Below are 24,712 nucleotides of genomic sequence, written 5' to 3'. Positions count from 1 at the left end.
ACCCCGCCGGGGGACCGGTTTGACCGCCGCCGCCGCGCCCGATGGGATGGGCCGGTGCGAACATCACCTTCCGGTCCCGATCTGCGCCCCTTGGCGGTCGGCATGCTGGCCGGGGTGTTCGCGGCGGCGTTCGAGGGCATCGCCGTGGCGACCGCGATGCCGGCCGCCGCGCAGGACCTGGGTCAGATCGAGCTGTATGCCTGGGCCTTCAGCCTCTACATGGTCGGTATGCTCACCGGCGCCGTCGCCGCCGGTCGGCTCGCGGACCGCCGCGGCCCGCTCCCGCCACTCGCGGTTGCGCTGGTGGTGTTCGCGGTCGGACTGCTGATCGCGGGTTTCGCGCCCACCATGGCGTGGCTGCTGATCGGCAGGCTCATCCAAGGACTCGGCGCGGGCGGGCTCAACGTCGGGCTCTATTTCGTCGTGGCCCATGCCTATCCGGAGAAGTCCCGGCCGCTCATGATGACCCTGTTCTCCGCGTGCTGGATCCTGCCGGCCTTCGTCGGCCCGCCGGTCGCGGCGTGGGTGACGAAGACCTGGAGTTGGCACTGGGTCTTCCTCGGCATCGTGCCCCTCATGGGTCTCGCCGCCATCCTGGTCCTCCCGCCGCTGATCCGGCTGCAGTCGCTTCACAAGGTCCGTGAAGGCGCCAATCCTGTGCCCGCGTGGATCGGGTTGGTGTTGTCGGGTGGTGCGGTTCTCGTGCAGTACGCCGGCCAGCGCTTCGCCGATGACCGCGATTGGCTCGTGGCGGTCATCGCGGGTGTCGCGGGTGTGGTGCTGTTGGCGCTGGGCCTGCCGCGGCTCATGCCCGCGGGGTTCCTCCGGTTCGGCCAGGGGTTGCCCTCGGTCATGATGACCCGGGCACTGGTGGCCGGCTCGTTCTTCGGGGCCGAGGCGTTCATCCCGCTCATGCTGGTTGAACTGCACGGGCAGAGCCTCACCCGCGCCGGCATGATGCTCACGATCGGCTCGGTGGGCTGGTTCATCGGATCCTGGCTCCAGTCCCGGCCGTGGTTCCGCGTCGAGCGGCACATGATGATCGTGTGGGGCGCGATCGCAGTGGCGCTCGGCATCGCGGGCACGGCGCTGGTGGCGTGGCTGCCGGGGCTCTGGGTGGGCGTGGCGTGGCTCATCTGGCCCCTCGCCGGATTCGGCATGGGGCTGGTGATCGCCAGCACGGGTCTCGCCCAGATGGCGTTCTCCCCGCCGTCCCAGCAGGGACGCAACGCCTCGGCGATCACTTCCGGCGAATCGCTCGGCAACTCCGTCATCACCGGCCTCGCCGGGACGATCTTCGCCGCGCTCCACTTCACCGCGGCACCGGTCGTCGGGTTCGGCGCACCGCTGACCGCGATGATCGCCGTCGCATGCATCGGCGTGTTGGCCGCCGCGCGGATCGGCCCGGTCCGGTCCTATGCGGTGCCCGAGACCCAGGTGCGATAGCCCCCACTCAGGTTCCGTGCTTCGCGCCCGTGCGCGGCGAGCAGGCGCGTCGCGATGTGCCCGCGGATGCCGACCGCACAGTGGACGAGCAGCTCACCCTCGGGGAGCTCGTCCAGCCGCTCCCGGAGATCGTCCACCGGAATGTTGATGGCGCCCGGGATCGCGCCGGCCGCGAACTCGCCGGGAGTCCGCACGTCGATCAACGCCGCGCCGTCGGCCATCGCCTCGTCGAGCTCGTGCCACTGGATCGAGCTGGTCATGCCGGTCCGGTGGTTCTCGGCAATGAAGCCGAGCATGTTGACCGGATCCTTGGCGGAGGAGAACTGGGGCGCGTACGCCAACTCCAACTCGGCAAGCTCACTCGCCTTCAGCCCGCCCTGCATGGCGGTGGCGATCACGTCGATGCGGCGGTCCACACCGTCGCGGCCGACGCCCTGCGCGCCCAGGATCTCGTCGGTCTCCGGATCCACGAGCAGCTTGAGCGCCATCGTCTCGGCGCCGGGATAGTACGTCGCGTGGGAGGCCGGATGGGTGTGGATCGCGAGGTGCGCCCGCCCGGTCTCCCGCAGCTTCTTCTCGTTCCAGCCGGTCGAGGCGACCTGGAGCCCGAGGATGCCCACGATCGCGGTGCCCTGGGTGGGGCGGCCCGCGCCGGAGAGCCCGGCGATGTGGTCGGCGACCCGCCGGCCCTGGAGGTTCGCGGTGTTCGCCAGCGGGATCATCGCGGGCTTGCCGGTCAGCCGGTCGATCTTCTCGACCGCGTCGCCGACCGCGTAGATGTCGGAATCGTCGGTGCGGTGGAATTCGTCGACGACGATCCCGCCCCGCTCACCGACCGCCAGCCCGGCGGATTCGGCCAGGGCGGAGTCCGGGCGTACGCCGATAGCCGCCACCACCAGATCGGCCGGCAGCCGCGTGCCGTCGGCCAGGGCGACGTCGGTCGCGCCGACCTCGGTGACCGCCGCACCGAGCCGCAGGTCGATGCCCGCATCACGCAGAACCTGGTGCACCGGCTGGACCATCTCCGGGTCCAACGGCGCCATCACCTGGTCGGTGGCCTCGACGACCGCCACCTGGAGGCCCCTGTGCAGGAGGTTCTCCGCGACTTCGAGCCCGATGAAGCCGCCTCCGATCACCACGGCGGTTTTCGCCTCCCCGACGGCCGCAACCATCGCGTCTGTGTCCTCGACGTCGCGCAGCGACAGCGCGCGCTCGATGCCGGGGATCGGCGGGCGCACGGGGCGGGCGCCGGGGGAGAGGATGACTTTGTCGTACGCGAGTTCGGTCTCCGAACCGTCGTCCAGCGACCGCACGCAGACGATCTTGCGCTCACGGTCGATGCGGGTGGCCTCGGTGCGCACGCGCACGTCGATCCCGAAGCGCGCTGCCAGGGACTGCGGGGTCTGCAGCAGGAGCGCCGAACGCTCCTCGATCACCCCGCCCACGTGATAGGGGAGGCCGCAGTTCGCGAACGAGACGTTGCCACTCCGCTCCACTACCACGATCTCTGCGTGCTCTTCCAACCGACGCAACCGTGCCGCCGCGCTCATTCCGCCGGCGACTCCACCGATGACAACCACTCGCATATCCGCACCTTATGCCCCTGGGGGTATATCCCCCGTTCCGTGTCCCACCGTTGGGAACAACACCCAACGCCTGCCTAACATGGGCTCGATGACCGAACCCGACCTCTTCAGCACCGGGGCCGCCGACGGGGGCCTGCCCGACCTGCGTGCCAAGGGTCTGTCGCCCGCCTATCCTGCCAAGGCCGCGTGGGGCACGGTCAAGACACTCCGTGCGTGGCAGGCCGCCGCGCTGGCGCACTATCGGGAGACCAACCCGAAGGACTTCCTCGCGGTGGCGACGCCGGGGGCGGGCAAGACGTCGTTCGCGCTCACGCTGGCGGCCGATCTGCTGCAGCGCAGGGTTGTCCAGCGGATCGTCGTGGTCGCGCCGACCGAGCACCTGAAAACACAGTGGGCGGAGGCGGCGCACCGGGTGGGGATCAACATCGATCCGGACTTCGGGGTGAAGCAGGGCAGGACGTCCAAGGCGTTCGACGGGTTCGCGCTGACCTATGCGGGCGTGGCGATGAACCCGCTCGCCCTGCGGATCCGCATCGAGCAGCAGTCCACGCTCGTGATCCTCGACGAGATCCACCACGCGGGCGACGCGCTGAGCTGGGGCGACGCGGTCCGCGAGGCGTTCGATCCGGCGAGCCGCCGGTTGGCGTTGACCGGGACCCCCTTTCGCTCCGACACCAACCCCATTCCGTTCGTCCGCTATGAGCCTGACGGCACCGGCGCCCTGAGATCTGCGGCGGATTTCTCCTATGGCTATGGCGAAGCGCTCGCCGACGGCATCGTCCGGCCGGTGCTCTTCCTGTCCTATTCGGGGGATATGCACTGGCGCACGCGCGCCGGCGACGAGGTGGCTGCGCGCCTGGGGACCCCGCTCACCCGCGACTTGGAGTCGCAGGCTCTGCGGACCGCGCTGGACCCGAACGGCGCCTGGATTCCGGCGGTGCTGACGGCGGCGGACAAGCGCTTGACGGAAGTCCGCCGCCATGTCCCCGACGCCGGCGGCCTCGTGATCGCCTCGGACCAGGAGAAGGCACGCGCGTACGCCCGCATCCTCCACCAACTCACCCACCACCGTCCGACGGTCGTGCTCTCCGACGAGCCCGGCTCGAGCAAGAAGATCACGAAATTCAGCGAGTCCGACGATCGCTGGATGGTCGCGGTCCGGATGGTGTCGGAGGGCGTGGATGTGCCGCGCTTGGCGGTCGGGGTGTACGCCACGACCACGCTCACCCCCCTCTTCTTCGCACAGGCCGTCGGCCGGTTCGTGCGGGCGCGCGCGAAGGGGGAGACCGCATCGGTGTTCGTGCCGAGTGTGTCGCGCTTGTTGGCGTACGCCTCCGAACTCGAAGCTCAACGCGATCACGTGCTCAAGATCACCGGCGGCGTCGACAGTGAGGAGGACCTCCTCATCGCCGAGGCGCAGCGGGAGGAGCAGGCCAGTTCCGAACTGCTCGAGGACGGCGAGTTCACCGCACTCGCCAGCGAGGCGGACTTCGACAAGGTGGTGTTCGACGGCGGCGAGTTCGGGCTGCAGGCCATGGCCGGGTCCGAGGAGGAGCAGGACTACCTCGGCCTGCCCGGTTTGCTCGAACCCGACCAGGTCAAGGATCTGCTGCGCCGACGCCAGGCCGAACACCTCGTGCGCACGTCGGGCCCGACCTCGGACGAGAGGGCAGCCGAACGAGCTGCTGCCCAGGCCACCCACCAGCAGCTGCGGGAACTGCGCAAGGAACTCAACGGGCTCGTCGGCGCCTGGCACCACCGCACGGCACAGCCCCACGGGGTGATCCACAACCAGCTGCGCGAGGCGACCGGCGGGCCACCGACCGCGGCGGCGGACGCGACCCAGCTGCAGGAGCGCATCGATCTCATCCGCCAGTGGGCGGTCACGCGCAAGAGTTGAGCGGAACCGTGCGGCCCGCCGGATCGCGGTCTTCCGGTAGGTGGGTTCGCGTCGTTGTGTTTTGACCCGTGGGACGGGTCAGAACACGACGGCTCGACCACTCCTTCCGGAGGGGCGGTCGGGAGCACGTCAGAGGGCAATCGCGGTCAGAGCGCAATTAACGTCAGGAACATGACGCCGATGAAGACCAGTGCGGCGATCAATCCGACGAGCGTCCAGAATTGCCACGCAGGGGTGACCGCATGCGCCGGGGAGTTGGCCTCCAGCGGAGTTGCTGACATGGCCGGGCGGTTCACCGCCGGCGGGAACTGTGCGGTCGTGGGACCTGCCGGCGGTTGGCCGGTGGGCAGCGGGCTGTTGGGTGGTTGGCCGGTGGGCAGCGGGCTGTTGGGTGGTTGGCCGGTGGGTGGTCGTACGCCGACCCCCGCTGCTGGCGACGGGAAGCGCTGCCGCGTCACCTCGGGATCGATCGTCGGCGGCCCAGCGAATGTGGCGGCCCGTCCGGCGGTGGCATCGGCGAGCTGGTCGAGTGCGGTCCCCATCAGCTCAGCAGTTGCCGGCCGGCGGGCCGGGTCGACCGAGAGTGCGGCCTGCAGGAGTCCATCGAGCTCTGGGGGAGCGCCGATCCGGGCCGCGAGCGGCGCAGGCCCGTCCTGCTGGCCCCGGGCCATCACGTCGTGGACGGTCTTGACCGCGAACGGCGGCCGGCCGGTCAGGACCGCATGCGTGACGCAGGCCATGGCATAGATGTCCGACCAAGGCCCGAGCGCTCCGCCCATGGCCTGCTCCGGGGCCATGAAAGCCGGCGTACCCGCCGTCATCGTCGCCGCCTGTTGATCCACCATCTCCTTCGCCACGCCGAGGTCGGCGAGCAGGACGCGCACCGAACCGTCCGGGGTGGAATCGAGCAGCAGATTGCCCGGCGTCACGTCGCGGTGGATCACGTGGTGGCGGTGCAGGACGTGGAGAGCCCGGCAGGCCTCGGCGCACAGCCGCAGCGTGCGCGCGGGCTCGATCGGGTTGTGCCGCAGATCGTTGAGCGAACCGGCATCGCAGTAGTCCATGACGAAATACGGCCGACCGTCGGCGAGCGTGCCGATGTCATAGACGCGCACGATCCGTTCGTCGCGGATGCGACGCATGAGGCGTGCCTCGGCGAGGAACCGATTGCGCACGTCGTCGTTGGTGGACCAGTTGTCGGCGAGGACTTTGACCGCGACATCGACATCGAGATCGTCGTCGCGGCCGAGCCACACGGTCGCGAAGGACCCAGCGCCGAGGCGGCGCACGAGGCGGTACCGACCGATTCTCTGCATGGTGACCATCATTGTCACCCACGGACGGATCTCGGGCCGGCTTTCGTTCCTGGCGCGCGTGGCATGCTGGGGTGGTGAGTGACGAGATTCCTGTCGGCAGTCCCCCCGCCCCGCCAGGTCGGCATGCGGCACCGGGCGGGTGGTACGAGGACCCCGTCGACGCCCAACGTGAGCGCTATTGGGACGGCTGGCAGTGGACCCGCAACGTCCGGCCGCGCAGCGGGGGGAGCGCTGACCACCGACGGGGCGCCCGGAACGAGGCCGGGTCCTATGGCCAGTCCGGTGCGTACGGCCAGTCCGGTGCGTACGGCCAGTCCGGTGCGTACGGCCAGTCCTCCGGGTCGTACGGGCAGTCGTCGCCGTACGGCTCCCCCGGCCAGATGCCGCCCGGGCCTCCCGGCCAAACGCCCTATGGGCCACCGGGCGGGAGCTTCGCGCCGGGCGCGCCGGGGCAGGGTGGGCTGGCGTACCGCATGGTGCCCGCGACCGCCGACGGAGTCCCGCTGGCGGGCTGGTGGCACCGCGCGGGGGCGTACCTCGTCGATTATTTCCTGCTCAATGCCGTGGTGCAGATCATCGCCGCGTTGACGCCGCTGGGTGACGGTGTCGCTCGAGGCCAGAATGCCGCCTCGGCCTATCTCACCGAGGTGCTGACGACCGGTGGCCAACTGAACTTCGGTGAGTTCCTCGGGATGATGAACACGCCCGAGCTCATGATCCTCAACGTCGTGACCGTGGTGCTGTTCATCGTCTATTCCGGCCTGATGCTCAGCGCCCGCGGCGCGACGCTGGGGAAGATGCTGTTCCGGCTGCGCGTCGTGCCCGTCGATGAAGGGCACAGCGGACCCGGTCTGCAGCCCGGCAAGGCGTGGCTGCGGCCCGTGGCGACGCAGTTGCTGGCGATCCTCCCGTTCGTTTCGCTCGTGGACTATCTCTTCCCCCTGTGGGACCGCAAGAAGCAGACGCTCCACGACAAGGCGGCACGCACTCAGGTCGTCCGCGAGGAGGGGCGTCGACAGAGCCATCGCTGAGGCCTGAGAGGGCCCTGCCGCTGGCTACGGTGCTCGTGTGCACGACCCTGCAGGAACAGGCCCGCCCGGCTGGTTGATCGCCGGCGTCATCGTCGCGGTCTTTTTCGCCATGACCGCACTGGCGGCGGCCGGCAGCCGACCACCGCGGAACGTGCCGATGTCGGGGGCTGAACAGTACGTCGCCGCGGACGGCACCCGCGCCATCCTCACCGGGCCCCGCTCCACGCAGGTCCGCTGGACCAGCCACCAGCCGGGCATCCGGCCGTTCGTCGACGGACCCCCGGAGTTCGTCCGCGCCACTGTCGACGAACCTGACCACGGCAGCGCCGGAGCCTGGCTGGTCGAGAGCGAGGACGACGGGCAGGGCAGCCACCCCCACCTTTTGCGGTTGGATCGCGACGGTCTGCGCACCTGGACCGCGATGTGGCCCGAGCAACACACGTTCACCCCCGGCCGGCTCGAGGTTCCGGCCGATCCCCGGGCCGGCCAGCAGGAGACCACGACGGGCACGGCGAGCAACGAGCGGGGGACGGTGCCGTACTCCTCCACGCTCCAAGTCTTCGACGCCGCGTCCACCGGTCCGGGGTGCCTGGAGTTCCGACGCACCGACCGGATCGGCACGGCCGCGGAGCGGGTGACGAGCCGTACGCGCTGCCCGGACCGGGGTGTCGTCTCGCTCACCCTGCCGGTGGAACCAGCCGCCGGGCCGGCGGCTGAGGCGACCTGGAGTCTCGTGCCGGAGTGGCCTGAGGGTGCGGACCCGCGGCCCGACCTCGACCTGACCGACGTCGCGGCCGGGCCGCTCACCGGCCTGCAGCCCGAACCTCTGACCTTCGAGCGCGGTGGACTCGTCACGCTGGTCCCGCCCGCGGGCGCTCCGCAACTGATCGACGACCGCCTCGTGACCGCCAACACTCAGACCGGCAACATCGTGTGGGCAGAGGGTGCGGGCGCGACCTACCGCCCGGGGCCGTGGGTCAGCGTGGGCGGCGACATCCTGAGCACTGCATGGTGCGGTGAGGTCCTGGCGGTCGCGACGAGCCGGCGTCGGCTGGTTGCCCACGACGGCGCGGGGCGGTGGTTGTGGACGTCCGAGTTCGCCGATGTCGTGGGCAGCCCGCCGACCCGGATGGGCGACCGATTCCTCGTCGCGACCAAGGACGGCGAGCTCCACGCGGTCTCCTGTCGCGACGGCCGGGTCACCTGGTCGGCCGGGCCGGTCGTGAGTGTGCAGCCGCCTGCGGTCGGCCCGGCGGGGGTGCTGGTGGCGGGGGACGGTGGAGTACGCCTCCTCGATCCGACCACCGGCCGATCACGCTGGGAGCGCGACCTCCCCGATGACATCACCGGGCTCGCCCAGTTCGACGAGCTGGCGTTCGTGGGGGACGACGGCAACAGGCTCTTTGTCCTCGACGCCGCGTCGGGTGCCCTCCTGACGACGCTGTCGTTGCCAGACCAGGCGGAGGAGCTGCACCGGGTCGGTGACACGATCGTGGCCCGGTCCACGACCCGGATCCTCGGGGTGGCGCAGGGTGGCTCGACCGAGGACTGGCGTTTGGCGTGGAGTCTGCCTTTCACCGGACACACGAGTCTGGCCGGGGCCGACCACGTCGTGGTGGCGAGCGTGGACGAACTCGTCGTGGTCGACGCCCACGGCGCGCTGGTCGAACGCCGCCCCTTGGCCATCGACCCGGCCACCGCGAGCGTGTTCCTCAGTCGAACCCCGGATGGTCTCCTGGCCGCCGACGGGCTCGGCAACGTCGTCCGGTGGCGGCGATGACCGCGCCACAGCCGGCCGGGATGCTGCAGCCGCAGCCCGATCCGCCGACGGGACGGGCGCCGACGTGGTGGCGTACCTCCCTTGAAATCATCCGCGACACCGCCGCCAAGGTGTTCTGGGAGCCCATCGTCGGCGGCAGCCCCCGCTGGCGTGCCTGGCCGCGGGGGCTGCGCACGATCGCCGTGCTCGCCGGCCTCGCCTATGTGGTCTGCGCGGTGCTCATCCTCGCCTCGGCACAGATCCGGGCGAGCGACCCGCTCGTGCACACGAACGGTGACACCTATCCGGCCTGGGCGACGATGGTCCTGCTGTGGTCGGTCGTGCTCGTGCTCGCGCTCGGCCTGACGGCGGCGCTGCACGCGCATCCCGTGATCAGGGTTGTCGTGCTGCTCTATGTCTCCTTCACGTTCGTCTTCCCCGCCGTCGGCGCCAACGCAGCCGCAGTCTGGGCCGTGCTGTGCGTCGTCGGGCTGATCGTGTTCTTCATCGTCCGTGCGAGACGGCGGTTCGCCTGGTTCGAGTTCCCGGTGGTGCTGTCCCTGGTGGCGTTGGGGTTGTACGTGCCGCTCGCCACAGCCCCCTTCGGGGCCGGGGCGGACCTGCGTCCGTTGTACCTGGCGTTGCTGATGAGCGTCGTCAGCACGCTGGCGGCGCCGGTGTTGGTGATGGCGGGGTACGCCCCGGCCGAGGTCGCCGTCACCCTCGGCGAGTGGCTCGTGAACCGCATCGGCGTGGAGACCGCGGGCAGCCGCTGGCGGCGCCGCGTCGTCGGGGGCGGGGTGGTCGTCGGGCTCGCCGTCCTGGTGTTCGACGTGGGTCAGGGCCTCCGAAACCAGGCGTGGGACTTCCGGGCCGACGCCTGGTGGGCCTCGGCGCTGGTCGTGGCGGTCAGCCTCGGCTGGTGTTGGCTGATGCTCCGCCGGCGCCCCGGGGAGCCGCCGCGGGAACCGACGGCGTATGCCTGGGAGAAGTACGGCTGGTGGATCGCCGTCCTGTGGATCGCCGTCATCATTCCGCTCGCCATCCTCATCGTGGGGTCGGCCGTGCTGAATCTGTTGGGGCAGCCCGCGCTGTTCCGCGTCGTCCAGGCAGCCGCGAACAGCGAGCAGCTGTTCGGCGTGTGGCGCCTGATGGTGTGCGTCGTGGCCGTGCTGTGGCTCGTGCGTGCCCGGCGGTTGGGGGAGCGGGTGGCCCCCGTCCTGCTGGTGTCCTTCGTGACGATGACCGCGCTGGGCGCGGCGCGGCCGGTCAGCGACGGACGGCTCTCGGTCTCGTGGAGCCTGCAACCTGTCGTCGCGCTCGCGGTCGGGGTGAGCCTCGTCGCGGTCGTGGTGGCCGTCGTGCGCCGGCGTGGGGTGGAGCGCCAGCTCTGGATCGCCTTGCTGGCGCTGGTGCTCAGTGCGCTGGTCGGCCGACGCGAGCTGCTGGCCGAACCCGGGTCGCTGGCCGCCGGGGTCTCCGGCCTCGCCGTGCTCCTGATCGGCCTCGTCTGGCGGGTGCTGACCGACGCCGGGTTCACCCGGGGGGACAGCCGCTGGTTCCCGTTGCCGAGTCGCGTGTTGTTCTTCGCCGCCAACGCCCTGCTCGGCACGCTCGTCCTCGCCCATCTCGCGCTCACGCGTCAGGAGGACCCGCCGGTGGACGTCGAATCGATGGCCATGCTCGGCGTCAACCTCATCGGTGCACCCCTGGTGCTCGGTGCGATCGTGCTGGGGCTCGTGTCCACAATCGGGTTGGAGGCGCCGCCCCGGCGGGTCGGGAGGGGTACGCTGCGGGAGTCGCCGCCCGATGAGAAGACAGTGATCCGTGAGAACCCTTCCTGATGCCGACCTGATCGAACTCGCCGCCGCCTACGGCGTGTCGTCCCGCTTCACCGATTGGAAGGGTCGTGACACCACGGTGTCCGCCGAGTCCCTCCGTGCGGTGCTGGCGGCGATGGACGTGAAAGCGGACACTCCAGAGGAGATCGCCGCTGCGCTCGAGGATCGGCGCCTCGCGTCCTGGCGGCGGATGTTGCCGCCGTGTGTGGTGAGCCGGGAGGGTCGGTCGGCGCAGTTCGTGGTGCACGTGCGGGGTGGGGCCGGCGTACGCGTCTGGGCCGACCTCGAGACCGGCACCACCGTCCCGGCCGCGCAGATCGACAACTGGGAACCCGACCGCGACGTCGACGGGCGCTGGACCGGGCAGGCCAGCTTCGTGCTCCCGGCGGACCTGCCGCTCGGCTATCACACGATCCGCGCCGAGTCCGAGGACACGGCCGCCGCGACCACCCTCATCGTGACCCCGGATTTCGTCGGGCTGTCGACGAGCATGGGGGAGCGGTCGACGTGGGGGTTGGCGACGCAGCTCTACAGCGTTCGGTCCCGCAACTCGTGGGGCGTCGGTGACCTCGCGGACCTCACCGATCTAGCGGTGTGGTCGGCTGCCGAGCACGGCGCAGGATATGTCCTCGTCAACCCCATGCACGCCGCCGAAGCCGAGGTGCCGCTCGAGCCATCGCCCTATCTTCCGACCAGCCGTCGTTTCTTCAATCCGCTCTATCTGCGGGTGGAGAGAATCCCGGAGTACGCCGAACTCCCCACCTCCGAACTCGCCCGCATCCGGCTCCTGCACACGGAGTTGGTCGACGCGGTCGGCGCGACGGACACCATTGACCGCAACCGCAGTTGGACCGCCAAGGAGTCCGCGTTGCGGGCCATTCACGCAGCGGGTCGCACGCCCGGTCGGGACATTGCCTTCCGCGCCTATTGCGCGGCCGAGGGGGAGGGGCTCACCCGCTTCGCCACCTGGAACGTGCTCACGATGGCGCTCGGCCGGGACTGGCGGGAGTGGCCGGAGGAATATCGTGACCCGGCCAGCCCCGCAGTAGCCCGCTTCCGCGCCGAGAACGACGCCGAGATCGACTATCACTGCTGGCTGCAGTGGTGCCTCGATGAGCAGTTCCGCAGCGCCCAGGCGGCGGCGAACGAGGCCGGGATGGAGATCGGAATCGTGCATGATCTGGCGGTGGGCGTGAACCCTGCGGGGGCCGATGCCTGGTCGCTCGGGTCGGTGTTCGCCAAGGACGTCAGCGTCGGGGCGCCGCCCGATCAGTTCACCCAGCTCGGTCAGGACTGGGGGCAGCCGCCGCTGCGCCCGGATCGCTTGGCGGAGACGGCCTACATGCCACTGCGCACGATGCTCGCCGCCATCCTGCGTCACGCCGGCGGCATCCGTGTCGATCACATCATCGGGCTCTTCCGGCTCTGGTGGGTGCCGCGGGGGCGGCCGGCGACCGAAGGTACCTATGTCGGCTATGACCACGAGGCGACCATCGGCATTCTCGCGCTCGAGGCGAGTCGCGCCGGAGCGGTCGTGGTGGGCGAGGACCTGGGGACGGTCGAACCCTGGGTGCGCCGCTATCTCACCCAACGAGGGATCCTGGGCACCTCGGTGCTCTGGTTCGAACAGGACTGGAACGTGCCGGGCGGTCGGCCGCTCGAGCCGCAGGACTGGCGCGAGTTGTGCCTCGCCTCTGTCACGACTCATGACCTCCCGCCGACCCTGGGCTATCTCGCCGGTGACCACGTGCGGCTTCGGCATCGCCTGGGTCTGTTGACGGAATCGTTGGAGAACGAGTTGGCGCACGACCGCGCCGAGCGGGAATCGTGGCTGAGCAAGCTGCGCGAGCTCGACCTGCTGGAGGAGGGTGTCGAGCCGACTCCCGACCAGGTGCTGGTGGCGCTGCATCGCTATCTGGTACGCACGCCTTCCCGCATGCTCAATCTCTCGCTCGTGGATGCGGTCGGCGACCGGCGAACGCAGAATCAGCCGGGCACCGTGGACGAATACCCCAACTGGCGCGTCCCTCTCACCGACTCCGATGGCAACCCGTTGCTGCTGGAGGAGGTTTTCACCTCGGCGCGTGCGGCGCGGTTGTGTGGCGAGATGAACAGCGGTCTATAGTGAACATGTGATCGAATATCAGGCATCGTTGCTCGACTTTGCGCTGCCAGATCCGGCGGTCGGTTTCTCGTCGGTTGCGAACATCCGGCGGACGTGGCTGTCTTCCAGCGCGTGGGTCGATCATCTGCCCGGTTGGCTCACCGGGTCCGAGGCGTTGTTCGACCGTCTGCTCGAACACGTGCCGTGGGTCGCGGAGCGCCGGTGGATGTATTCCCGTCAGGTCGACGTCCCCCGTCTTACCTGTCACTACGACACTGGTGAGCGGCTCCCGGACCCGATGCTGGTTCGGGCGCGTCGGCTGGTTTCTGACCACTACGAGGACGAGATGGGTGAACCACTGACCAGCGCGGGACTGTGCCTCTATCGCGGCGGCACCGATTCCGTGGCGTGGCACGGCGACACCCTGGGGCGGGGCAAGACCGAGGACACCGTCGTCGCCATCCTCTCCCTGGGGTCCGAGCGGACGCTTGCTCTGCGTCCCCGGGGTGGCGGCGCGGCACGGCATCGCTTTGCCGCCGGCCATGGTGACCTCATCGTCATGGGCGGCTCCTGCCAGCGGACTTGGGAGCACGCGGTGCCCAAGACCACGCGTCCGGTGGGCCCGCGCATCAGCGTCCAGTTCCGAGCGCGCGGCGTACGCTGACGCGATCAACAACCTCATCCCGAACCTCATCCCGGTCCCGGTGAAGAATCGCGCCGGCCTCTGGAGGTGTGCATCGGCCTCCTATGGGGGTGTGCATCGGTCCTCGCGATCTGACCCGTCGGACGGGTCAAAACACGAGGACGCGTGCCCCCATACCTGAAGCCGTGGCCGACGGTCCGAGGCGCCGAACTCCCGAGTCAGATGAACGCCAAGAATGTCGGACCTGTCTGAAACGGTTGTTCCATGACACAGACCGCCGTTCGTCCGCCCGTGACCGAGACCCCCGCGCCGGCTTTCGACGTGCCCGGCTTCATCCGGCGTTTGCGCCGAGCGCTCGACCTGAGCCAGATCGAACTGGCGGAGCGCATCGGGGTGTCCCAATCCACGATCGCCCGTTGGGAGACCGGTGCATGCGAGCCGTCGATCAGTGTTTTCGCCCAGATGATGGCCATGGCCGACTGGGTCCTCACCGTGCAGGATGTCGACGAGACCGAACCGGTGCCGCCGATGCGGCCGGACGGCGTGCGCGATGCCGCCGGCAGGCGTCGCCCCGCTCACCTGGACGTGACCTTCGAGCCGCCGCTCCCGTTCTGTCACGGGCGCAAGGTGACGGATCGCAGGGCATGGGGGCGGGATGCGCGGGACTGGTCGCGGCGGCACACGGGGATGGTTCCCGACGACCACCCCACCGAGGCGCACATTCGGGAGCACCTTGCGGAGTGGCAACGTGGCAACGAGGAACGAAACCGGCAGTTCGCGGAGCGCTTGAAAGCGGCCATGATCGCCCGTGGGGAGCCAGACCCCGACACATGGGAGTGCGAATGCCTGGTCGGCTGTTTCGAGGTCGCCGGATGTTTGGTGTCCTGCGACTGCAAGTGTGAACCCGCGCTGTTCGAGCCCGGCGGCACCGAGCCGGTCGCCTGGACCGATGTCGCAGCAGAGCTCTCGTTTCTTCTGAACTGAATCGGGCCGAATCAGTCCGGTTTGGCCTCGGTGCCCGCCTCGTTGGTGCCCGTCTCGTCGGTGGCCAGTTCGTCGATGGTTGTCTCGGCTTGGGTGCCCGACGGCAGGACGCCCTCGGTCGCGATGCCGCGCTCGCTGAACAGCACTTGGATGTCCGGGACGCGTTCGGGTGAGACGGCGGCTGTGAGGCCCAGCAGCACCGTTGTGCGCAGCCCTGCCTCCGCCGCGTCCAGTGCCGTGGCCCGGACGCAGTGGTCCGTAGCGATTCCGCAGATGTCGACGGTGTCGACGTCGTTGGTCCGCAGCCAGTCGGCCAAGGGTTGGCCGGCGGTGGTGGCTCCTTCGAAGCCGGAGTACGCGGCCTCGTGCTGGCCCTTGAAGAACACCGCGTCGAAATCGCGGAACTCCAGCGCAGGGTGGAAATCGGCGCCCGGAGTCCCCGCCACGCAATGGGCCGGCCACGTGTCGACGAAGTCGGGTGCCTCGGCGAAGTGCGGGCCCGGATCGATGTGATGGTCACGGGTGGCCACGACGAAGTCGTAGTCAGGGTCGCCGACCCCGGTGCGCCCGCCCAGCAGTTCGGAGATCCGCGCCGCCGTTGCAGCGCCACCGGCGACCGCCAGTGAGCCACCCTCACAGAAGTCGTTCTGAACGTCGACGACGATCAGCGCGTGCTTGGCTGCCTGTGAATCGGACATCAGTCATCCTCATCGAGATAGATGGTGCGAATGAGTGCTTCGCCGCGCGACATCTTTCGGGCCGCCAGCGGAAGCTCCGCGAACGACTGCGCGTGCCGTTCCCGAGCCTCGGCCAGCGTGGTGCGCCCGACGATCTCACCCTTGGTGACCATGGGAACGAGCAGCGGCCGATCGTTGTGGTCGCCCTTCGGTGGAGTGCCGACCCCGATCACCTCAGCCTCCGCGATGTCCTTGTCGTCGAGCCTGCGGAGCGCGAACTTGCGGCCGCCCACGGTGGCCTTGTTCTTCGACTTCTTGGCGACCGGGACCATCGCGGCGTCCTCGGCGTCGGAGTCGGCGCGGGACACGAGCTTGTAAACGAACCCGCTCGTCGGGTGCCCCGACCCCGTGACGAGCGAGGTGCCGACGCCGTAACCGTCGACCGGCGCGCCCGCCAAGGCGGCCAGCTGCCATTCATCCAGATCAGAGGTGACGATGATGCGGGTTTCGGTGGCGCCGAGTGAGTCGAGGAGCTGGCGTACCATCCGCGACATCTCCGGCAGATCGCCAGAATCGAGGCGGACCGCGCCGAGGCGCCCTTCGGTGAGGCGGACGCCGGTCCGCACCGCCTCCTCCACGTCGTAGGTGTCGACCAGGAGGGTGGTGTCGTCACCGAGCGTGTCCAGCTGCGCGCGGAACGCGTGCTCCTCGCTGTCGTGCAGCAGGGTGAAGGAGTGGGCGGCGGTGCCGGCGGTGGGTACGCCGTAGCGGCGGCCCGCCTCGAGGTTCGACGTCGATCCGAAGCCCGCCACATAGGCCGCGCGGGCAGCGGCGACCGCGGACTCCTCGTTGGTGCGGCGCGAACCCATCTCGATGCAGGGCCGGCCTTGTGCCATCGCCACCATCCGGGAGGCAGCGGACGCAACGGCGGAGTCGTAGTTGTAGATCGACAGCAGCACCGTTTCCAGCACGACGCACTCCGCGAACGTGCCCTCCACGATCATCAGCGGGGAGCCGGGGAAATAGATCTCGCCTTCGGGATAGCCCCAAATGTCACCGCCGAAGCGGTAATCCGCGAGCCACTGGCCGAGTCGGTCATCGATGATCTGGTGCTCGTGCAGGAAGTCCAATTCGGCTTGGTCGAAGCGGAAGGCCTCGATCGCGTCGAGTGCGCGCCCCACGCCGGCGACCACGCCATAGCGCCGTCCTTCCGGGAGGCGGCGCGGGAACAGGTCGAACACCGAGCGCCGGAACGCGGTGCCGGCCCCCAAGGCGGCCCGGACCATGGTCAGCTCATAGTGATCGGTCAACAATGCCGTCGAAGGCAGATGTGCGGTGCTGGGCGTCGAGGCAGTCACCAGGTCAGCCTAACGGGATGCCACGGAGCCCTGCAGGGGTGCCGGCCGACGGAAAGGGCGCCGCGCTTCGGCTGGACTGCGGGCGTGAGTGGAAGTCCGGCACACCTTTGTCAGAATGGACCCTATGTCCGAGACACCTGGAGGGCCGGTCCCCAACAGCGGGACCGCCGTGGCGGAGCGCCCCGCCGAGGAGACCGTCGCCCAGAATCCGTGGGTGACGATCGTGTGGGACGACCCGGTCAATACCCAGGTTTACGTAACCCATGTCTTTGTGACCTATTTTCACTATCCCAAGGCCAAGGCGCGTCGACTCATGCTCCAGGTCCACAACGAGGGCAAGGCCGTGGTGGCTTCCGGAAGCCGTGAAGAGATGGAGCGGGACTGCAACGCGATGCACCAGTACGGTCTGTGGGCCACCCTCGACAGAGCGGAGTGACCATGGCGCGCTATGCGTACGACGGTGAGACCGTGACTCTCTATCTCACCAACAACGACATCGAGTTGCTCGACTCTCTGGCCGACCGACTCATCGAACTCCTCTGCGAGGGCCAGCCCGAGACGTCTGCGCCGGCGGCTGACGATCCGTTCGCGCGCTGGGAAGCGGAACTGGCTGCGCCCGCGGAGGTGGACGACGACGAGGTGTCGGACCCGGCCATGCAACGGCTGTTCCCGAACCCGTATCCGCACGATGCCCAGGCGGCGTCGGACTACCGCCGCTATGCAGAGGGCGACCACCGTCGCCGGAAGCTCGACGACGCACGGGTCGTGCGACGATGTCTCGCCAACGGTCTGCCGGTGCGCATCGTCGAGGACGACGTCGATCCGTGGCTCAAGACTCTCAACGCTTTGCGGCTCGTGCTGGCGACCCGGCTCGGTTTGGACGACGAGGAGGCGGTCGAGGAGATGCATCGTCTGCCCGATGACGACCCGCGGGTGATGATGGGGGCGGTGATGGACTGGCTGGCGTACATCCAGGGCATCATCATCGAACTCCGCGAACCCGGGCTGGGCGACTGAACGAGCAGGGTCCGCATGAGCATGGTCCGTATGAGCAGGTCCGCATGAGCAGGGTCCGCGCGCTCACCTCTTGACCCGTCGGGCGGGTCAAAGGGTGAGGGCTCGAGTTCACCTGCCGAAGCCAGTGTGACGCGTCTGACTCCCCATCAGTTAGGTAAGCCTTAGTTCTCGGGCATATGCTGATCAGGTGCCGGAAATCAACGACGAGCCTGGCCGGCTCAACTTGGCCACCGCACCGCAGCGGGTGCGCCTTGCGGTGTTGGAGGTACGCACCGAACCCCTGCTCGCGAAACGCCTCGGAGCGTTGGGTTTGCGCCCCGGTGCACCGATAGAGGTGCTGCACGGCGTCAGCGGTGGTGGGCGGGTGATCTCCGTCGCGGGGTCTCGCTTGGTGCTCGATCGGACGATCCTGCGCGCGATCCGCGTGGACGGTAGCGACCGCGCCATCCCTGCCGGCGAGGTATCCCGGTGAGCGAGCATCACACGAATCGACCCTTGGCGCTCAACGGCCCCGCGGCTGTTCCGAGCTGCCATGCGCCGGGCACCGGAGGCGGTGCCGGGCCGGGGGCGCCGGTGGTGGCTTTGGCGGGTACGCCGAACGTCGGCAAGTCCACCCTGTTCAACGGGCTCACCGGCGCCAAGGTCACCGTGGGCAACTGGCCGGGCACGACCGTCGAGGTCGCACGCGGCGCGTGGCGGGAACTGGCATGCACGTTGATCGACCTGCCCGGCGCCTACAGCCTCGATCCCAGCTCCCCCGATGAAGCGTTGACCCGTGCGCTGATCCTGGACGTGCCGGCCGGGGAGGCGCCGGATGTCGTGATCGTCGCGACCGACGCCGCGCACCTCGCCCGCAGCCTCTATCTGGTCACCCAGCTGCGGGAAGCTGCCGTGCGGGTGGTCGTGGCGCTCACGATGGTGGATGTCGCCAGGCACCGCGGCATCGCGATCGACGCCGATGCTCTGGGCGAGGCACTCGGTTGTCCCGTTGTCGCCGTGGATCCACGCCGTCGCTCCGGGCTCGCCGAACTCACCGCGGTGGTGCGCCGCACGCTGGCTGGGCCCGTGCCTGCTCCGCGTACCGTCATCCGACCCGACCCCGTCGACGACCTCGCGATCGAGGACGAGAGGTTCGGCTGGCTGGAGCGGGCCGTCACGGCCGGCACCCACGACAGTGGCCACACCCGCGCCAGCTGGTCCGATCGGATCGACCGCGTCGTCACGGCCCCCGTCCTGGGCCCCTTGGTCTTCCTTGCCGTCATGTGGGTGGTCTTCCAGATCACCACCACGGTCGCAGCGCCGCTGCAGGACGGCCTCGACACGCTGTTCAGTGGCCCCGTGTCCACGGCCGCCTCGGCGGGTTTCGCGGCTGTGGGGCTGAGCGATAGTTGGGTGGAGGGGCTTGTGGTCGACGGCATCATCGCGGGCGTCGGCATGCTGATGACGTTCGTGCCCCTGATGGCGCTGATGTTCGTGTTGTTGGCGATGCTCGAGGATTCGGGGTACCTCGCCCGCGCCGCCGTCGTCACCGACCGGCTGATGCGCTCCATCGGTCTGCCCGGCCGGGCGTTCCTGCCGCTCGTGGTCGGTTTCGGCTGCAATGTGCCGGCCATCAGCGCCACCCGGATCCTGCCTCAGGCCAGGCAACGGTTGCTGACCAGCCTCCTGGTGCCGTTCACGGCCTGCAGCGCACGCCTGACCGTGTTCGTGATGCTGGGAACGATCTTCTTCGGGAAGTACGCGGGCACCGCGGTCTTCGCCATGTATGTCCTCTCCATCGTGTTCGTCATCGGTGTCGGCCTGCTTCTCCGAAAGACGCTCATCCGGACACTGGGCCAGGACCCGTTGGTGATCGACCTGCCGCCGTACCAACGTCCCACCCTCCGCCTCACCGCCGCCGTCAGTTGGCAGCGGCTGCAGGGGTTCCTCCGCACCGCGTCCGGAATCATCGTCGCCACGGTCGTGGTCGTGTGGTTCCTTCAGTCGATCCCGGCCGTGCCCGGCGCCGGGTTCGCCGAGGTACCCGTGGTCGACAGCGTCTACGGCGTCCTGTCCCGGGCCATCGCCCCGATCTTCGAACCCGCCGGCTTCGGACAGTGGCAGACCGTGTCGGCTCTGGTGGTCGGGTTCGTCGCCAAGGAGGCGGTGATCAGCTCGTGGGCGCAGACGTACGCGGTCACTGACCCCAACACCACAGGCAGCACGGTGGCCCTCGGAGAGCAGATCACGCAGGCGTTCGCCATCTCGTCCGGTGGGCACGTGCTGCCGGCGGTGGCAGCGTTCATGGTGTTCCTGCTCGCGTACACGCCCTGCATCGCCACCCTCGCCGCCCAGCGGCGTGAGATCGGTGGTCGCTGGACGGCGATCGGAGTGGTCATCCAGCTCGTGGTCGCGTGGATCATGGCGGTGGCCGTCTTCCAGATCGGACGGTTGTTCCTGTGAGTCGCAGAGCCGATCCTCCTGACCCACTCCACCCGGCGGACCATGCCCGACAGGCAGACCGTGCCCGACAGGCAGACCGTGCCCGACAGGCCGGATCCGCCGGTCCGCTGCGCGCTGTCCTGGCCGCGTTCGCCGGGGGTGCGGTGACTCTGGCCGAGGTAGGCAGCCGGACGGGTCTGCCTCCCGACCTGGTCCGGTTGGCGGTCGATCGCCTCGTCGCGATGGGTCGACTCGAGGCGGGGGAGCTGAGCACGGGATGTCCGTCCGGCGGATGCGGTGGGTGTGCGTCGGGGAGTGCGGATGGTACGCCGGGGTGCGGCTCCGCAAGCCCCTCCAGCGGTCGCCGCGGACCTGTGCTGGTCACACTGCGGCTGCGGGATCGGTGAGGGCTCGCGGGAATGACACGCGGCTGTGCCGAACGCGATGCACGCGGCACAATGAGCGACTGTGACCCCTGACCAAGTGAAGCCGGACCGCGACGCCCCGATCGGGATCTTCGACTCCGGGTTCGGCGGTCTGACCGTGCTGCGCGCGGTGGTCGACCAGTTGCCCGAAGAGGACATCATCTATCTCGGGGACACCGCGCGGGCCCCCTATGGCGAGAAGACGATCGCCGAGGTCCGGGAATATGCCCTGGAATGCCTCGACCACCTCGTTGACCTCGGGGTGAAAGCGCTCGTCATCGCCTGCAACTCGGCGTCCTCGGCGGTGCTCCGCGACGCCCGGGAACGCTATTCGGTGCCGGTCATCGATGTGATTCTGCCGGCGGCCCGGCGGACGGTCGGTGCTACCCGCACCGGACAGGTCGGCGTCATCTGCACTGAGGCCACCGCCACATCGCGGTCCTACGACGACGCGTTCATCGCCGCGCCGCAGATCCACCTGAAGACCCAGGCCTGCCCGCGGTTCGTCGAGTTCGTCGAGGACGGGATCACCGGCGGGCCCGAACTGCTGGGGGTTGCGCGGGAATATCTTGCGCCTCTGCAGGCCGCCGACATCGACACGCTGATCCTCGGTTGCACGCACTATCCGCTGCTGACCGGCCCCCTGTCCTATCTGCTCGGCGACTCTGTGACGCTCGTGTCGAGCGCGGACGAGTGCGCGAAGGCCACGTATGCCCGCCTCACCGCCCTCGATCTCCTCCACACGCCGAGGGCTGCGAACGGCCATCGCCGGCAGCAAGGCCGTCGGCGGTTTCTCACCACCGGCAATCCCGAACGGTTCGAGGGGATCGGGCGCCGGCTGATCGGCGATCTGGTCGCGGACGTCGAGCAGTTCAGCTGAGGGGTTAGCCCTCGCACTGTGGTTGTCCGAACCGGCGTTAACCTCTGGTGCTGTGTCGCGCGGTCCTCGCGGCTAGTTCGAATCAGAACCAAGGGTCCCCATGTCTCAACTGGCTGCTGCCGATCATCGATATGACGTCTTCATCTCGTACGCGCGCAAGGCGTCTACCAAGCAGGCGCTCGCACTCAAGCGGGGCCTGGAGAAGTTCAACAAGAAGTGGAGTCAGCCGTTCAGCACCCGTGTCTTCCTCGACGACAAGGCCTTGGTTGCGGCGCCTTCTCTGAAAGCTGCGATCCTCGCAGCTCTATCGAAGTCCCGATTCTTGGCGGTCCTGCTGACTCCTGCTGCCGCCAACTCACAGTGGGTGAACGAAGAGATTCAGTGGTGGCTGGAGAACAGGGAACCCGAAACACTGATTCTCGTCCACGCCGCGGGTGACGATGCCTGGACAGGTGACAACTTCTCCGGCGATTCCGTCATTCCTCCCGCACTACGCCGGCTGCAGGATGAGCCACGTTGGGTCGATTTCACGTGGTTCGACGCGGCGACTGCTCCCGAATCAGACCCACGCATGACGGATTGCGTCCTTGAGGTGTTCTGTCCGATTCACGGACTTGACCGCACTGATGCGGTGGCCGCGAACGACCGCACTGTGAGGCGCAACAAGCGGCTCTTCCGGGGTGGGTTGGCAGGCCTGATCGGGTTGCTGGTGGTCAGCTTGGCGCTTGCCGGAACCGCGTACACACAGGCTCTCGAGGCGCGGAGTCAAGCACGCGCCGCGACGTCGCGATCTCTTGCTGCCGCCGCGCGGCTCACCTCGCCCGACAACGACGTGCGCGCCCTTCAACTGGCGGTCAACGCAGTTGGTTTGGATGAGAATCCGGACTCGCTGGCAGCGTTGTACGCAACCTGGTTCGGGCAACCGGAGACGGGTGCGCAGCCCCAGAGCGGAGGCTCATTCGATGCCCCTGGGCAGGTGACAGCAGTCGTCTATCCAGCCGCGTCCGGGCCTGTCGTCGGTCTTGACGATGGCAGGGTCCTCCGTTGGGACGCGACGCAACAACAGCTCGTTGAGATCGGCTCCAGCGGAGAATCGGTGACATTCCTCTCCGCCAGCAACGACGGCATCGTCGTGGCTGCCAGCAGCGCCTTGCGCACCGTGGTGCTCGGCCCAGAGAAACAACTGCAGGGTGAAGGCGCCGGATGTGTTGCCCACTCCGGCGACCAAGTCGTTCTGGGTGGGGAGGTGATGGATTTGAATACCCAGAGACGTGTTGCTCTTTCGTTGCCGGTGCCGTTCTTCGACCAGTGCGCGTTCAGCGCTGATGACAGCTCGATTGCCATGTTGGCAGGGGGCGGATGGCTGCGGGTGGACGCGGCTTCGGGCAAGGTGGTCGCGCAGCAGGACTGGGCGGTCAACTACAACTACGGCTATCCCGTCATCTCCCCGGACGGTGAGAATTTCGTGCATCGGATGGGATCGGCCCCTGTCGCCAATGTCTACAGCGCCTCTGAGCCCGGGGACGTTCGGATGAGAGCCACGGTTGGGCCCGGCATCCATGCCCTCTACACGATCAGCGATAAGGGCGCCTTTATTGCCACGGCAGGTGGCAGGGATATCTACTTCTCAGAGACTCGCGCCGTGACGGATCCCGCCAGCAGCCCTTGGGATGCAGAGCCGACCGATTATCGGGTCCTTAACGGGCTGGGCGACGCGACCGCCTTGGCGCTGCGTGGGGACGGCGGGGGGTTGGTCGTTGCCGCAGGGCGCCAAGTTGCCATCTGGAATGTCGGAGTGCCCTTCCGGGGAGGGGCAGCGTCGGATGCGCCGCTTCCCCAACCCGAAGGTCTCATTGGGAGACGGATGGCGGTCAGCCCTGACGGGCGCCATGCGCTCGTCTGGACGGGGATGGAAGAGAGATCAGAGGTCTTTTTGATCGACGGGGAGACCGCCAACACAGTGCGCTTGAATATTCGACTGGCGACCTTTGACCAGGGCATTGCCTGGGCCGAGGATTCCACCGCGTTCGCTGTTCTGGATTTCGGGGGGAATCCTGTGGGGTGGTATGCGCCGGACGGCGTCGAACTGCCATCGTCAGCAAGTGCACATTTCACCCCGGCGAGGTCTGTCGATGCAGGACCACAACGTCTTGGTCCGCCGGATGCTACTGGGGTAGTGCACGTCCTGGGCGAAGGCGGTGCGCCGATGTTCACCTTCAACGAGTGGGATCCAGCTGCCAACTCTCGTGGGGAGTTGCAGACTCTTACGCAAATCTCTGCCAACGGGGCAACGATCTATTCCGTCACCAGCCCGGACCCGAAATGGGCTGGACAGTCGATTCGCGTGTTCGCCGTCGACAAGAACGAGGTTGTTCGCAAAGTCTGCTCGCAACTCGTGGGATCCAGTCCGATGAGCGACGAGGATTGGGAGCGATGGGCGCCTGGCATGGCCCGACCTCAGATCTGTCGTTAGCCGTTCTTTCGTGAAGTTGGCGCTCACCTTCTGACCCGTGGGGCGGGTCAGAAGGTGAGGACCCGATCGATGTCATCCGGACCCGTTAGCGTGAGGCTCGTGGAACTCACGATCATCGGCTGCTCCGGCTCGGCGTCCGGGCCCAAGTCCCCGGCGAGCTGCTATCTGGTCCGCCACGACGGTTTCAATCTCGTGCTCGACATGGGGCCCGGCAGCTTCGGTGGGCTGTGGCGACATATCGCCGTGAGCGACGTGCACGCGATCGCCTTCAGCCACCTCCATCCGGACCACTGTCTGGACCTTTGTGCCTTCAACGTGGCGGCGCTCTATTCGGCGAGCGCGCCCTGGCGTCGGATTCCGGTTTATGGCCCGCCGGATACGCAGGAGCGCATGAGTCGCGCGAACGAGCCGGTGCCCGGGACTCCGACCGACTGGGCCGTGGATTTCGTGGCCTGGGAGGAGACCCAGCAGGTCGGCCCGTTCACGGTCCGTCTGATTCCGGCTCCGCATTCGGCGCCGGCTTGGTCGATCCGGCTCGAGGCGGGTGGGCGATCGCTGGTCTATTCCGGGGATACCGGGCCCAATCCGGGCCTGATCGAGTTCGCCAGGGGCGCGGATCTGCTGCTTGCCGAGGCGTCGTTCCTGCACGCCGAGGACCTGCCGCCCGACCTCCACCTGTCGGGACGCCAGGCCGCCGAGCATGCGGCCGCTGCGGGAGTTCCCCGACTGGTGATCACGCACGTGCCGCCGTGGCACGAGGTGGCGGACGTGTTCGCCGAGGCCCGACCCCACTTCGGCGGGGAGCTCCAGATGGCATACCCAGGACTCTCCGTCACACTCGACTAAAGTGC

The 24,712-nt window shown here is 68.6% G+C and carries 19 protein-coding genes; 15 read left to right on the top strand and 4 right to left on the bottom strand.

What is annotated here, in order from left to right:
- The first annotated feature begins 54 nt into the window (after window positions 1–54).
- A complete protein-coding gene (locus ACQ260_RS05620; protein WP_432558436.1) occupies window positions 55–1,446 on the top strand; it encodes an MFS transporter in 1,392 nt (463 codons plus the stop codon).
- Here the strand turns inward: ACQ260_RS05620 and ACQ260_RS05615 are convergent.
- Entirely contained in the window at window positions 1,416–3,032 is a 1,617-nt protein-coding gene (locus tag ACQ260_RS05615; RefSeq protein ID WP_432558435.1) for an FAD-dependent oxidoreductase, read from the bottom strand. The genes ACQ260_RS05620 and ACQ260_RS05615 overlap by 31 nt on opposite strands.
- 88 nt (window positions 3,033–3,120) lie before the next feature.
- Here ACQ260_RS05615 and ACQ260_RS05610 point away from each other — a divergent pair, with 88 nt between their 5' ends.
- Window positions 3,121–4,932 (top strand): DEAD/DEAH box helicase, encoded by a 1,812-nt coding sequence (locus ACQ260_RS05610; protein ID WP_432558434.1) that lies wholly within the window; start codon window positions 3,121–3,123, stop codon window positions 4,930–4,932.
- A 146-nt stretch (window positions 4,933–5,078) separates the two neighbouring features.
- Here the strand turns inward: ACQ260_RS05610 and ACQ260_RS05605 are convergent, their stop codons facing one another.
- Window positions 5,079–6,248, bottom strand: coding sequence for a serine/threonine-protein kinase (locus ACQ260_RS05605; RefSeq protein ID WP_432558433.1), 1,170 nt, complete (start codon window positions 6,246–6,248; stop codon window positions 5,079–5,081).
- 74 nt (window positions 6,249–6,322) lie between these two features.
- On the opposite strand from ACQ260_RS05605, the gene ACQ260_RS05600 reads away from it, so the two are divergent.
- The 6 genes from ACQ260_RS05600 (at window position 6,323) to ACQ260_RS05575 (ending at window position 14,610) form a co-directional block, all read left to right on the top strand.
- On the top strand, window positions 6,323–7,279 hold the full coding sequence (locus ACQ260_RS05600) for an RDD family protein (RefSeq protein ID WP_432558432.1): 957 nt from the start codon (window positions 6,323–6,325) through the stop codon (window positions 7,277–7,279).
- 37 nt (window positions 7,280–7,316) lie between these two features.
- Window positions 7,317–9,059: an outer membrane protein assembly factor BamB family protein gene (locus ACQ260_RS05595; protein ID WP_432558431.1), complete on the top strand. Its 1,743-nt coding sequence runs from the start codon at window positions 7,317–7,319 to the stop codon at window positions 9,057–9,059.
- On the top strand, window positions 9,056–10,882 hold the full coding sequence (locus ACQ260_RS05590; RefSeq protein ID WP_432558430.1) for a hypothetical protein: 1,827 nt from the start codon (window positions 9,056–9,058) through the stop codon (window positions 10,880–10,882). Before ACQ260_RS05595 ends, ACQ260_RS05590 begins: the two co-directional genes overlap by 4 nt.
- Window positions 10,866–13,004: a 4-alpha-glucanotransferase gene (malQ, locus tag ACQ260_RS05585; RefSeq protein WP_432558429.1), complete on the top strand. Its 2,139-nt coding sequence runs from the start codon at window positions 10,866–10,868 to the stop codon at window positions 13,002–13,004. The genes ACQ260_RS05590 and malQ overlap by 17 nt, the downstream gene beginning before the upstream one ends.
- A gap of 7 nt (window positions 13,005–13,011) precedes the next feature.
- A complete protein-coding gene (locus ACQ260_RS05580; RefSeq protein ID WP_432558428.1) occupies window positions 13,012–13,647 on the top strand; it encodes an alpha-ketoglutarate-dependent dioxygenase AlkB in 636 nt (211 codons plus the stop codon).
- A 243-nt stretch (window positions 13,648–13,890) separates the two neighbouring features.
- Window positions 13,891–14,610, top strand: coding sequence for a helix-turn-helix domain-containing protein (locus tag ACQ260_RS05575; RefSeq protein ID WP_432558427.1), 720 nt, complete (start codon window positions 13,891–13,893; stop codon window positions 14,608–14,610).
- Between the two features lie 11 nt (window positions 14,611–14,621).
- Here ACQ260_RS05575 and ACQ260_RS05570 read toward each other — a convergent pair whose 3' ends face one another.
- Together ACQ260_RS05570 and ACQ260_RS05565 are read right to left on the bottom strand one after the other, a co-directional pair.
- A complete protein-coding gene (locus ACQ260_RS05570; RefSeq protein WP_432558426.1) occupies window positions 14,622–15,308 on the bottom strand; it encodes an isochorismatase family protein in 687 nt (228 codons plus the stop codon).
- Window positions 15,308–16,573, bottom strand: a complete 1,266-nt coding sequence (locus ACQ260_RS05565; protein WP_432558849.1) for a nicotinate phosphoribosyltransferase — start codon at window positions 16,571–16,573, stop codon at window positions 15,308–15,310. Before ACQ260_RS05565 ends, ACQ260_RS05570 begins: the two co-directional genes overlap by 1 nt.
- A 196-nt stretch (window positions 16,574–16,769) precedes the next feature.
- Between ACQ260_RS05565 and clpS the strand changes: the two genes are divergently transcribed.
- The 7 genes from clpS (at window position 16,770) to ACQ260_RS05530 (ending at window position 24,707) form a co-directional block, all read left to right on the top strand.
- Window positions 16,770–17,081 (top strand): ATP-dependent Clp protease adapter ClpS, encoded by a 312-nt coding sequence (gene clpS / locus ACQ260_RS05560; RefSeq protein ID WP_432558425.1) that lies wholly within the window; start codon window positions 16,770–16,772, stop codon window positions 17,079–17,081.
- A 2-nt stretch (window positions 17,082–17,083) separates the two neighbouring features.
- Window positions 17,084–17,662, top strand: a complete 579-nt coding sequence (locus ACQ260_RS05555; RefSeq protein WP_432558424.1) for a DUF2017 family protein — start codon at window positions 17,084–17,086, stop codon at window positions 17,660–17,662.
- 187 nt (window positions 17,663–17,849) lie between these two features.
- Window positions 17,850–18,134, top strand: coding sequence for a FeoA family protein (locus tag ACQ260_RS05550; protein WP_432558423.1), 285 nt, complete (start codon window positions 17,850–17,852; stop codon window positions 18,132–18,134).
- Entirely contained in the window at window positions 18,131–20,104 is a 1,974-nt protein-coding gene (gene feoB, locus ACQ260_RS05545; protein WP_432558422.1) for a ferrous iron transport protein B, read from the top strand. Before ACQ260_RS05550 ends, feoB begins: the two co-directional genes overlap by 4 nt.
- Before the next feature lie 447 nt (window positions 20,105–20,551).
- Window positions 20,552–21,388, top strand: a complete 837-nt coding sequence (murI, locus tag ACQ260_RS05540; protein ID WP_432558421.1) for a glutamate racemase — start codon at window positions 20,552–20,554, stop codon at window positions 21,386–21,388.
- Between the two features lie 100 nt (window positions 21,389–21,488).
- Window positions 21,489–23,861 (top strand): TIR domain-containing protein, encoded by a 2,373-nt coding sequence (locus tag ACQ260_RS05535; protein WP_432558420.1) that lies wholly within the window; start codon window positions 21,489–21,491, stop codon window positions 23,859–23,861.
- A 99-nt stretch (window positions 23,862–23,960) separates the two neighbouring features.
- Entirely contained in the window at window positions 23,961–24,707 is a 747-nt protein-coding gene (locus tag ACQ260_RS05530) for an MBL fold metallo-hydrolase (RefSeq protein ID WP_432558419.1), read from the top strand.
- Window positions 24,708–24,712: the final 5 nt, after the last annotated feature.

The sequence above is a fragment of the Ammonicoccus luteus genome (assembly GCF_050880385.1).
Classification (GTDB): Bacteria; Actinomycetota; Actinomycetes; order Propionibacteriales; family Propionibacteriaceae; genus Enemella.
The sequence above is the reverse complement of the archived record's forward strand: the minus strand, read 5'-3'. Positions and strand labels throughout refer to the sequence as shown.

Excerpts from the sequence above, each read along its gene's own strand:
- ACQ260_RS05605 (WP_432558433.1), bottom strand. The coding sequence starts at position 6,248 with ATGCAGAGAATCGGTCGGTACCGCCTCGTGCGCCGCCTCGGCGCTGGG.
- ACQ260_RS05555 (WP_432558424.1), top strand. The coding sequence starts at position 17,084 with ATGGCGCGCTATGCGTACGACGGTGAGACCGTGACTCTCTATCTCACC.
- ACQ260_RS05535 (WP_432558420.1), top strand. The coding sequence starts at position 21,489 with ATGTCTCAACTGGCTGCTGCCGATCATCGATATGACGTCTTCATCTCG.
- ACQ260_RS05590 (WP_432558430.1), top strand. The coding sequence starts at position 9,056 with ATGACCGCGCCACAGCCGGCCGGGATGCTGCAGCCGCAGCCCGATCCG.
- ACQ260_RS05575 (WP_432558427.1), top strand. The coding sequence starts at position 13,891 with ATGACACAGACCGCCGTTCGTCCGCCCGTGACCGAGACCCCCGCGCCG.
- ACQ260_RS05565 (WP_432558849.1), bottom strand. The coding sequence starts at position 16,573 with ATGGTCCGGGCCGCCTTGGGGGCCGGCACCGCGTTCCGGCGCTCGGTG.
- ACQ260_RS05615 (WP_432558435.1), bottom strand. The coding sequence starts at position 3,032 with ATGCGAGTGGTTGTCATCGGTGGAGTCGCCGGCGGAATGAGCGCGGCG.
- ACQ260_RS05570 (WP_432558426.1), bottom strand. The coding sequence starts at position 15,308 with ATGTCCGATTCACAGGCAGCCAAGCACGCGCTGATCGTCGTCGACGTT.
- ACQ260_RS05610 (WP_432558434.1), top strand. The coding sequence starts at position 3,121 with ATGACCGAACCCGACCTCTTCAGCACCGGGGCCGCCGACGGGGGCCTG.
- clpS (WP_432558425.1), top strand. The coding sequence starts at position 16,770 with ATGTCCGAGACACCTGGAGGGCCGGTCCCCAACAGCGGGACCGCCGTG.